The following is a 10,382-nucleotide window of genomic DNA, read 5'->3' on the forward strand; positions in this document are numbered from 1 at the left end:
GAGGGGCCGGCTTCGGTCAATCGGGACACAGCCGATGGCATACGATCCGCATGCCCCCTCATAAAGAACACGTAAGAGGATGTACACGTCATGACAGTCCGCGCCCCGTACCGTTCCCTCCGCGGCATATCCGCCGTCGCCGCCCTGCTCGCGATCGGCGCGGTGGGGTGCTCGGACGTCACCGACGCCGTCGACAGCGCCAAGGACGGCGCGAAGAAGGTGGCTCGTCAGCGCTCGGTGTTCTCGCTGGACATCGGCGACTGCTACAACCCGAACGGCAAGGCCGAGGGGACGGCGTACGCCGTCGAGGTCGTGCCCTGCGACGAGGCGCACCAGGGCCAGGTCGTCGGCGAGTTCGCGATCGACAAGGGCAAGGCGTACCCCGGCGACGACGAGGTCTCGGCGATCGCGGACACCCGCTGCCCGGTCGAGGCGCAGAAGTTCGCGCCGGACACCTGGGCGCTCCCCAAGGGCGCCGCCCTCTTCTACTACACGCCGACCAAGGAGAGCTGGGCGACGGGTGACCGCGCGGTGAGCTGCACCTACACCGCGGAGAAGGGCACGTTCAGCGGCACGCTGGACACCGCGAAGTCCCTCAAGCCCGAGCAGCTCACCTACCTCAAGGGTTCGAACGCCGTCTACGAGGCCCTGTGGGCGAACCAGTCCGAGAAGGACGCCGTCGAGGAGGACCTGGCCGGTTACAAGGCGCAGGCCAAGGCCGTCGGCGCCGCCCTCGACACCCACGTCGAGGGACTGAAGGGCATCGAGGGCACCGAGGTCGGCAAGCTCCGCTCGACGCTGGCGAAGGCGGCCGAGGACTGGAAGAAGGCCGCGAACGCCGCCGACGCCGACACGTTCTACCTCGCCTACGATTCGGCGTTCTCCGGCATCGACCCGAACAAGTCGGTCGCCGCCCGCAAGGAACTGGGCCTGGCCACCACCGTCCCGGCCGACGAGGCCGAGGTCTGGGCGGGCTGACACCCGCCGGGCCGGCGGGGCCGCGTCCGTGGAACCGGCCCCGCTCCCCCTGAACGGGGTCTGCCCCCACACCCGGGCCCCGGCCGGTGGAGCCGGGACCCGGCGGACCCGGCGGGGCCGGTGGGGCCGGTGGGGCCGGGACCCGGCGGGGCCGGTGGAGCCGGTGGGGCCGGTGGGGCCGACGCCGTCGCCGCGGGCGCGAGCAGCGTCGAGGCGGTCAGTTCCGCTCCGCACAGCCCCGCCGCAGCGCGTCTTCGCATCCGGCCTGCGCGAAAAAACGGTCACCGATCACCGCTCTGACTGCTCCCCCGGCTGTTCCCCTGAGACCACCCCCGGCACATCTGGCGCAGGCGATGATCGGCTCACCCTGAAAAGCGCGACAGAGATCGTCAGGTCGCGTGACGCGCGCACCGAGGCGCCCCGGCTTCGCCCTGTCTTCACGCCGCGGCCGAGGAGGGCGCCTCGGCCTGGTTCTCTTCGAGGGCAGGGGGAAATACCGCCGGTGAACAGGCCGCCGCCGTCCCGCCGTCCCGTGCAGCGCTCGGCAGTCGAGCCTGCCCCGGTCCGCCGTCCGGCCTCTCGCGGAGGAGGGACCCGTATCCCGGCGGAGCGATCGTCAGGACTCGCGGGCCGGCTGGGGCCGGGTTCGTTCGGGCGGGGCGATCGCGACGAGCTCGACTTCGAAACCGTCGTCGTTCTCCAGATAGGCGGCGTAGTGCCGTCCGCCGCCGGCGTGCGGATGCCGCTCGGGGAACATCAGCCGCCAGCCGTGCTCAGTGGCGTCGGCGGCCAGTTCCTCGACCGTGGTGGTGTCTTCCACGTGGAAGGCCAGGTGGTTCAGTCCCGGCCGGCGACGATCGTGCCGTCCGGCCGTGAGGTCCGGGGACTGCTCTATGACCAGGTAGGTCGGTCCGAGCCGCCAGCTGCGTCCTGCGTTCCAGTCCTGGTGGACGGTGTAGCCCAGTGCTTGCAGCAGCCAGCCGAACGAGGCGAGCGCCCGGTGGAGGTCGGGCACCCACAGCTCGACGTGGTGCAGGGTGCCGTGCGCGGGCCGGCTCATGCGGCTGCCTCCTTGTCACTCCGGTGAAGTGGCCGTTCCCGGCAGGGGCGGCCGTCCGGCCGTGTGTGGCGGGATTGAAGGGTACGGTGACCGCCCGCCGGTGGGCCGGGGCGGCCTCGGCGGATCCGGAGGACACGGCGAGGGCGGCGGCAGGCAGTCCCTGGGCGCGTTCCCTCACGATCACGTTTTCGTGCTCGGCGCCCCGGCCCCTTCGGACAGCGCTGGGCCCACGGCCTGGTACACCGCGCTTCCCGCCGGTTCGAGCGGTGGTTCCGTTCGCTGCGCCGGTACGGCGGCCTTCGGTTCCCACCCTCTGGTGGTCCGCACATAGGCGAGGACCACCGAGGCCATCGCCAGGAGGAGAAGCGGCCCGGACACCCACGGATGTTCCGCCATCTCCATCGGCAGACAGCGCGTCGACACCAGGATCGCGGCGAAGACCGCCGCCCCGTGAGCGACCAGCCGGACACCCGACCGGTCCCAGCCGCGGTCGAACGAGCGCAGTGCCGCCTCGATCGTGAACGTGAACACCACACCGGTGACGAGATCGATGCCGTAGTGGTAGCCGAATCCCAGCGTCGCGCCGAGCGTGGCGATGAGCCAAAACGTTCCTGCACAGCGCAGGAGGCGGGGGCTCCTGCGCGTGTGGATGAAGATTGCGGTAGCCCACGCCGTGTGCAGGCTGGGCATGCAGTTGCGGGGGGTGATCTCGTCGTACGTCACCGGGTGCGGGGGGCCGGCCGGCGGTGGCGTGTGCGGCCACAGGTCGGCGATCGCCCAGTGCGCGCCTCCGGTGCCGAACGCGCCGGTGCCGTAGGCGAAGACCGGCCCGACCACGGGGAAGATCATGTAGATGCCCGGTCCGAGGAGGCCGATCACCAGGAAGGTGCGTACCAGGTGGTGGCCCGGGAAACGGCGCTCGGCCGCCACGTTGCGCAGCTGGTACAGCGCGGCGACGACCGCGGCCACCGCGAGCTGGGCGTAGACCCAGTCGAGCACATGGGCGCCGGCCGGGCCCGCGGCCTCGACGATCCGGCCCGCCAGCCACGACGGATTGCCCAGCGCGTGATCGGCGGTCGCCACGTACGGGTCGAGCACCGCCGGACGGGTCTTCGAGGTGATCAGCAGCCAGGTGTCGCCCGTCTTGCGGCCGGCCACCAGCAGGAGGCCCAGCCCCACGCCCTTCAGCATCAGGACGCGGTCCTGGCCGGTGCGGCGCGTGACGGCGACGACCGCGCAGCCCAGGACCACCCACAGCGCGCCGTTGCCGAAGGAGTGGCCGTCGGCCGTTCCGGCGCCGGCCGCCCACCGCACCAGCGCGAAGGCGATGTCGATGCCGACCGCGGCACCGGCCGCGACGAACCGTTGCCGCCAGGTGAGCACCACCATCGTCAACGCCATGCCGGCGTACAGCAGCGGCCCCGACGCGGGGGCGTATATCACCTCTTTCGCCTGGTTGGTGATCGGCCCCGGCAGGCCGTAGCGACGCGCGGCGATCTCCAGAGCGACGAGGAATCCGAAAGCCGCCACGCCCGCCACGGCCCAGAGTCTGGCCCGCGACGGGCGCCCGTTTATTCGCGAAAACACCCGTGATGGCATGTATCTCAATCTTTATTTTATTTGCTGGTTTTGGTTGGGAAGCGACCAATCGCACTCAAAGGCATGTTTTCCGGCGCATGACGACGGGCAGTGAGGTGGGGCTGGTCGCCTTCCGGCTGACGGTACTGTGCCGGACCGCCGGCAGAGGAAGACGGAAGGATCACAATCCGGGTTCCGGCCCGCGCCGAGGACGCCGGTGGGCGCCGGGGCCCACCGGCGTCACGGCATGCTCCCGGCCTCGAGGATCATGTCGGTGACCGCGCCGGGGCCTCCCGCGGCCAGCGCCCGGCGCTGCCGGTCCGCGCCGGTGCCCTGCCACAGCAGCCGGTGGACCAGCGAGGTCACCTGGCGGGTGTCACCGGCCGCCTCCAGGGACGGCGCGACATGGTCCAGCAGGCGGCGGACCATGTCGCGGGCGGATACGCGCCGCCCGGCCGGGTCGATCAGCTCTCCGCCGAGCCCGTGGCGCGCCGCCTGCCACATCGCCGTACGCGTCAGCTCCGGCGGCGGGTCCGCGAAGGGCCTGCCCGCCTCGGCCTCCGCCACCGCCGTGGCGACGAGACCCCGCACGAGCCCGGCGAACATCACCGCGTCGTCCGTGCGGAGCTGTATGTCCAGGCAGCGCACCTCGACCGTGGGATAGCGCTCGGAGAGACGGGCCTGCCAGTAGAGCTGGCCGGTGTCGTTGATCACCCCGGTGGACAGCAGCGTCCGGACGCGTCGGTCGTAGTCCGCCTCGTCGGCGAAGTACGGCGGGATGCCGCTGACCGGCCAGCGGTCGAAGACGATGGTGCGCCAGCTGGCGAATCCCGTGTCGTGGCCCTCCCAGAACGGGGAGTTGGCGGACATGGCGGTCAGCGTCGGCAGCCAGACGCGGATCCGGTTCAGCGCTTCGACGCGCAGGGGCCGGTCGGCCACTCCCACGTGCACGTGCATGCCGTTGACCATCTGCTCCGCCACGAGCTGCGGCGCCTGCCGCTGCATGGCCTTGTACCGGGTCTGCTCGGTGACGGGGACGGGCGTGACCTCCCGGGCGACCGGGGTGCCGCTCGGCATGATCCGGCAGCCGTGCTCCTCCGCGGCACCGGCGACGGCGTGCCGCAGCCGCAGCAGGTGGCCGCCGACCTCCTCCAGCGTGCGGCACACCGGAGTGGCCACCTCGACCTGCGCCTGCAGCAACTCGGACTGGATCTCCCGCGCGGTGACGAAGGGCCGCACGCCGGCCGCGGCGCGCACCTTCTCCGCCCGTGCGGCCAGCTGTCCCGTGACCGGGTCGGCCAGCAGGTACTCCTCCTCGACCCCGACTGTCACCATGCCGATCCCTCGTTCCCGTCACACGTCGTCGGGCGGGGTTCCCCGGCAGTCCCGTGCCGCTTGATCATGGTTCCCGGCTGCCTGAGGGTGCCCAGGTGAAGTGCCCCGTGGGCGCGACGGCTCAAACCTGGACCGCCCGGAACCGGCCCTTCGGCACCGGGGGCGGGCGGCCTCCCTCGTGGACACCCGCCCCACCGGGCGCGTCAGGCAGGGGTCCCGACCGCCGCGCGCGCCCGGACCGGCTGCCGCACGGTGCGGCGGCGCCGGGCCGGCATCCCGTTCACCGGGTGGGCGACGCCCCAGGCGGCGCCCTTGCAGATCAGTTCCTTGTAGACGGCGGCGAGCCGCCCCGTCAGGGCCGCCCGGACGGCGCGGTCGTCGGCGGTGACGTACTGGATCAGGCCCTCCCTGCGGCCCAGGGAGATGCACTGGTTGAAGTAGCGGAGCGGGACGACCGGGATCTTTCCGCCGGTCAGGCGCGCCGCGAGGGCGTCGGCGGCCTGCCACGCGGTGGGGACGCCCGAGGCGCACGACATCCGCAGCGGCTTGCCGCCGGGGCCCTCCACCAGGGCCGCGTCACCGACGACGTACACGTCCGGGTGCGAGACCGAGCGCATGGTCCGGTCGACCAGGACCTGGCCCGTGCCGGCGGTCTCCAGGGTGGTGTCCCGCACGATCGGGTGGACGGCGAAGCCGGTGGTCCAGACGGTGACCGCGGCCGGGACGGAGGCGCCGTCGGCGGTGGTGACGTGGTCGGCCGCGACACCGGTGACGTCGGTGTGCTCGTGCACGGTGATGCCGAGCCCGCCGAAGACCTTCCACAGGTGCCGGCGGCCCCTGGGCGAGAGCCGGTCGCCGAGGCCGCCGCGGGCGACGAGGGAGACGTCGAGGTCCGGGCGGGCCTCGGCGATCTCGGCCGCTGCCTCCAGGCCGGTGAGACCGCCGCCGACCACGACCACGGGCTGCCCCGCCTCCAGCCGGGCCAGGCGCTCGCGCAGCCGCAGCGCTCCGGGGCGGCCGGCGATCTCGTGGGCGTGCTCGGCGACGCCGGGGACGCCCTGGTCGTCCCAGCCGCTGCCGAGGGCGTACACGAGGGTGTCGTACTCCAGCTCCTCGGCGTCCCCGGTCCCCTCCTCCCCTCCGTTCGCGCCGGTGACGGTGACCGTCCTGCGGTCGACGTCGACACCGGTGACCCTCGCGAGCTTCAGTACGACGCCGGTGCCCGCGAACATCGCGTCGAGCGGCCGGGGTTCGAGGTCCTGCCCGGCCGCGAGCTGGTGCAGCCGGACGCGCTCGACGAAGTCGGGCTCGGCGTTGACGAGGGTGATCGCGACGTCGTCGCGGTGCAGCCGCTTCGCGAGGCGCCCGGCGGCGACGGCTCCGGTGTATCCGGCTCCGAGGACGATGATGCGGTGCTGCATTTCCTGGCTCCTGTCAGGGGCGGATCGAACGGATGCGCCCCTTGAACCGGGTGGCCGTCCGTTTCCTGACAGGAGGGTGGTGTGAAGCACCTCACAGTGAGGTCAGAAGGCGGCGTGGAGCACGGGTTCGCCGTGGTCGGTGGCCGCCCACCACCGGTTCACGCGCGTGAGCTTGTCGGGGTTGGCCTGGCCGCGGACGGCGGCGATGCCCTCGGGGGTCACCTCCAGGCAGATGACGCCGATGACCCGGCCGTCGAGCACCGCCACGAGGGCGGGGTCGCCGTTGGCGGTCGTGGCGTGGATCTCGGGCGAGCCGCCGACCAGGGCGCGCTTGGCCTTGCCGGGCTTGAACAGGCCCCGCAGGAACGTCGCGACCGCGACGGCGCCCTCGAACGGCTTGGTGCGGGCCGGGACCTTCCCGCCGCCGTCACCGATCGAGAAGGCGTCCTGCGTGAGCAGTTGGATCAGCGGCTCGGTCCGGCCGCTGGTGGCGGCCGTGAGGAACTCGTCGACGATCCGCCGGGCGACGGCCTCGTCGATCTCGGTACGGGTCCTGCCGGCCGCGATGTGCTTCTTGGCGCGGTGGAGGATCTGCTGGCTGGCGGCCTCGGTGATACCGAGGATCTCGGCGATCTCCCGGTGCGGGTGGGCGAAGGCCTCCCGCAGCACGTACACCGCCCGCTCGCCCGGGGACAGGCGCTCCAGCAGGGTGAGGACCGCGTACGAGACCGATTCGCGCTGTTCGGCGGTGTCGGCCGGGCCGAGCATCGGGTCCCCGGCGAGCAGCGGCTCGGGAAGCCATTGGCCCACATAGGTCTCGCGCCGCGCGCGGGCCGAAGTGAGCTGGCTGAGGCACAGGTTGGTGAGCACCTTCGTCAGCCAGGCCTCGGGCACCTCGATACGGCCGACGTCGGCGGCCTGCCAGCGCAGGAACGTCTCCTGCACGGCGTCCTCGGCCTCGCTCGCGGAACCGAGGAGACGGTAGGCGATGGCCTCCAGGCGGGGCCTGGCCGCCTCGAACCGGTCCACGTCGTCCACCGTCAGGGCCATGACCGGATCCTAGCTTTCGAGGCGCGCGACGGCAGCCGGCCGACGGACCGGCCTTTTTTCCGCGACTTTGCACGGATTTACGAATTTTTACGCGAGTTTGCTTGGTTCTGCGCGGGTGAGGACACCGGCCCCTTTCCGTCCGGGCCCTCGGTCTTCGGGTCGTCGCGGCCTGGACGTGTTCCAGCAGCTTCGCCCAGGTCCCGTCCGCTTCCCGGCGGGCGAACCGCTCGCAGACGGTCTGCCGGGCTCCGTACCGCTCGGGAAGATCGCGCCACGGAGCCCCGGTCCGCAGCCGCCACAGCACCCCGTCGGCCACCTGCCGGTGATCACGCCACGGACGACCACGCCCATCCACTTGCGGCACCAAGGGCTCTATTCACCCCACGCCGCATCCGCCAACTCACCTCGCCCTGCCACAAGGTCAATGATCAGAGTGCTCGTGCCCGGACTCCCGTGCGGGGTCCGTCACGAAATGGCTCAGCCGGTAGATGGTGGGCAGCACCAGGCGCCCGCACAGCGTGTCGATCCGGGTCATCGCCCCATCGACTCCTGCCTCCTGAAGACGGCGCACATGCATCCGTATCTCCGCCTGGTCCGGAGTCTCAACGACCACTTTCCACCGTCCCGCGTCCGGCGCGGTGCGGGCAGCAAGCCGCTGCCGCGCGTCCTCTTGCCGCCGCCTTCTTTTCCCCTGCCCTGGCACTCGCCCAGAATCACTGGCCAGTGCCAGGACGGCAAGGCAATTGGACCGAGCACGCACACGCTTGGGACCGAACACGCACATGCTCGGTGATCATTTGTCAGGCAGGCCCTGGACCCCGACCGCCTCATCGTCGGCCGGCTCGTCCTGGGCGCGCAGGCCGGCGACCCACAGCGGCATCAGCCAGTGGGCGACGAGGACGGCGAGGAGGACGGGCGCCACGGCCGCCCCGAGGGACTCGCCGCCGGCCGCGCCCGCGATCAGCAGGACGGCCACGGCGGCGGCCAGCACAACGGTCATCGTCCGATGTGCGACGGCCAGGACCCGGTTGCGTTCGGCCAGTTGCCGCTCGTCCAGGACACGGGCGCGCAGTTCCAGCAGGCCGCGGGTGGCGCCGTTGATCGCCCCCGTCGCGACCATCCAGGGCAGCAGCAGGACGGCCGCCAGGGCGGCGGGCCACAGCGGTCGCGCCCCCGCGAAGGTGAAGGAGGCCAGCAGCGCACCGACGACCGCGGTGAGGGCGATGTGCAGGGCCACGACGAGGCGCCGGCGGGCGGCCGTGGCGTACATCGGCCTGCCCCTGCGGTCGTTCATCAGCCGCACCATGGCCCGGTCGTAAGGGGTCGTCCGCGTCGTCGTCATGGCTGTTTCCTCCCGTAGACCTCGTCCGTGAGCGGCCGGAACGGTTCGAGGGAGAACAACGCCTCCACCGGCAGTCCGAAGTACTTCGCGATCTTCAACGCCAGGTCGAGGCTCGGGTTGTACTGCCCCCGCTCGATATAGCCGATGGTCTGGTAGTGCGCGCCCACCGCCTCGGCCAGGCTCTGACGCGACACCTTCCGCTCGGCGCGGACCATCGCGAGCCTGTTGTGCACCTGCTCACTCATGTATAAGGAGTACTACATTTCAGAGCACGGGTACAAGGGTGCCGGGTGCATCTCCCGGTGAACGGGGGCTTCTCCCGGTGAAGCGGGTGGAGCGGGTGAAGCCGGTGCGTTCGGTGGAGCGGGTGGAGCCGGTGCGCTCGGTGAACCCGGTGAACACGCCACCGCCCGGCGGGGCTTCCCCGCCGGGCGGTGGCGTCGGGCGTCGGGCGCCGGGTGTCGGGCGCCGGGCGCCGGGCGTCGGGCGCCGGGTCAGGCCGCCGCGGGTGCCGGGCCCACCAGTTCCGTCAGGACGTCCTCCATCGTCACGAAACCGAGCACCGCGCCCGTCTCGCCGGTCACCGCGGCCAGGTGGCTGTCCATGCCCCGCAGCGCGGTGAGGGTGTCGTCGAGCGGGGTGTCGATGCGGACGTGGGTGACGGGGTGCAGGGCACTGTGCGGGAAGGGGCGGTCGCGGTCGGTGGTGCCGAGGGTGTCCTTGATGTGGAGGTAGCCGAGCAGGGTGCCCTCGGGGCCGGTCACCGGGAAGCGGGAGTAGCCCGCCTCGGCGGCCAGGCGTTCCAGCCGGGCCGGGGTGACGGTGTGGTCGACGGTGTGCATCCGGTGCACCGGCACCAGGATCTCGCCGACCGGACGGGTGCCCAGTTCCAGCGCGTCGCGCAGGCGTTCGCCGTCGGCGGGCGAGAGCAGGCCGGCCTCGCTGGCGTCGACGACCATGCGCGCCAGCTGGTCGTCGGTGAAGACGGCCTCCACCTCGTTCTTCGGCTCCACGCGCAGCAGTTTCAGCAGCGTGTTGGCGAAGGCGTTGATGCCGAAGACGACCGGCTTCAGCGCCCGGGTCAGGGCGACCAGCGGCGGGCCGAGCAGCAGCGCGGTGGCGGCCGGGGCGGCCAGCGCGATGTTCTTCGGGATCATCTCGCCGATCAGCATGTGCAGGTACGTCGCCAGCGTCAGCGCGATCGCGAACGCGAGCGGGTGCACGAGGGCGTGCGGCATGTGGACCGCGTCGAACGCCGGTTCCAGCAGGTGCGCGATGGCCGGTTCGGCGACCGCGCCGAGCACCAGCGAGGAGACGGTGATGCCCAGCTGCGCGGTGGCCATCAGCGCCGAGAGGTGCTCCAGGCCCCACAGGGTCATCCGGGCCCGCTTGTCGCCCGCCTGCGCGCGGGGCTCGATCTGGCTGCGGCGCACGGAGATCAGAGCGAACTCGCCGCCCACGAAGAACGCGTTCGTCAGCAGCGTCAGGGCGCCGACGAGGAGTTGCAGCGCGGTCATCGGGCCGCCCTACCTTTCAACTCACGGGTGCACCCCAGCCATTCGTAAGGTTGTGGCACCCAGGGGGGAGGGGTGTGGCTCTCGGGCTCGCTGCCGTTGTT

The 10,382-nt window shown here is 71.9% G+C and carries 9 protein-coding genes and 1 pseudogene; 1 reads left to right on the forward strand and 9 read right to left on the reverse strand.

Features of this window, described 5'->3' with window-relative positions; translation table 11 throughout:
- The first annotated feature begins 90 nt into the window (after positions 1 to 90).
- Positions 91 to 978: a septum formation family protein gene (locus ABZ340_RS15375; protein WP_358782265.1), complete on the forward strand. Its 888-nt coding sequence runs from the start codon at positions 91 to 93 to the stop codon at positions 976 to 978.
- A 616-nt stretch (positions 979 to 1,594) separates the two neighbouring features.
- Here the strand turns inward: ABZ340_RS15375 and ABZ340_RS15380 are convergent.
- The 9 genes and pseudogenes from ABZ340_RS15380 to ABZ340_RS15420 all read right to left on the reverse strand — a co-directional run bounded on the left by ABZ340_RS15380 (position 1,595) and on the right by ABZ340_RS15420 (position 10,281).
- Positions 1,595 to 2,038, reverse strand: a complete 444-nt coding sequence (locus ABZ340_RS15380) for a VOC family protein (RefSeq protein WP_358782266.1) — start codon at positions 2,036 to 2,038, stop codon at positions 1,595 to 1,597.
- 180 nt (positions 2,039 to 2,218) lie between these two features.
- A complete protein-coding gene (locus ABZ340_RS15385) occupies positions 2,219 to 3,637 on the reverse strand; it encodes a phosphatase PAP2 family protein (RefSeq protein ID WP_358782267.1) in 1,419 nt (472 codons plus the stop codon).
- A 219-nt stretch (positions 3,638 to 3,856) separates the two neighbouring features.
- Positions 3,857 to 4,951, reverse strand: coding sequence for a glutamate--cysteine ligase (locus ABZ340_RS15390; protein WP_358782268.1), 1,095 nt, complete (start codon positions 4,949 to 4,951; stop codon positions 3,857 to 3,859).
- Between the two features lie 203 nt (positions 4,952 to 5,154).
- A complete protein-coding gene (locus ABZ340_RS15395; protein WP_358782269.1) occupies positions 5,155 to 6,372 on the reverse strand; it encodes an FAD-dependent oxidoreductase in 1,218 nt (405 codons plus the stop codon).
- A 102-nt stretch (positions 6,373 to 6,474) separates the two neighbouring features.
- Complete coding sequence (sigJ, locus tag ABZ340_RS15400) at positions 6,475 to 7,422, reverse strand: RNA polymerase sigma factor SigJ (RefSeq protein WP_358782270.1); 948 nt, start codon at positions 7,420 to 7,422, stop codon at positions 6,475 to 6,477.
- A gap of 169 nt (positions 7,423 to 7,591) precedes the next feature.
- A pseudogene (locus tag ABZ340_RS15405) lies at positions 7,592 to 7,839 on the reverse strand (transposase); the annotation flags it as partial.
- A gap of 376 nt (positions 7,840 to 8,215) precedes the next feature.
- The gene (locus ABZ340_RS15410) at positions 8,216 to 8,764 is read right to left on the reverse strand and encodes a hypothetical protein (RefSeq protein WP_358782271.1); all 549 of its coding nucleotides are present in this window, start codon (positions 8,762 to 8,764) and stop codon (positions 8,216 to 8,218) included.
- Positions 8,761 to 9,009, reverse strand: coding sequence for a helix-turn-helix transcriptional regulator (locus ABZ340_RS15415; RefSeq protein WP_152771042.1), 249 nt, complete (start codon positions 9,007 to 9,009; stop codon positions 8,761 to 8,763). Before ABZ340_RS15415 ends, ABZ340_RS15410 begins: the two co-directional genes overlap by 4 nt.
- Before the next feature lie 249 nt (positions 9,010 to 9,258).
- Positions 9,259 to 10,281 (reverse strand): hemolysin family protein, encoded by a 1,023-nt coding sequence (locus ABZ340_RS15420; RefSeq protein WP_358782272.1) that lies wholly within the window; start codon positions 10,279 to 10,281, stop codon positions 9,259 to 9,261.
- Positions 10,282 to 10,382 lie beyond the last annotated feature (101 nt).

Source organism: Streptomyces sp. NPDC006134 (assembly GCF_040628835.1).
In the GTDB taxonomy this organism is placed as follows: Bacteria; Actinomycetota; Actinomycetes; order Streptomycetales; family Streptomycetaceae; genus Streptomyces.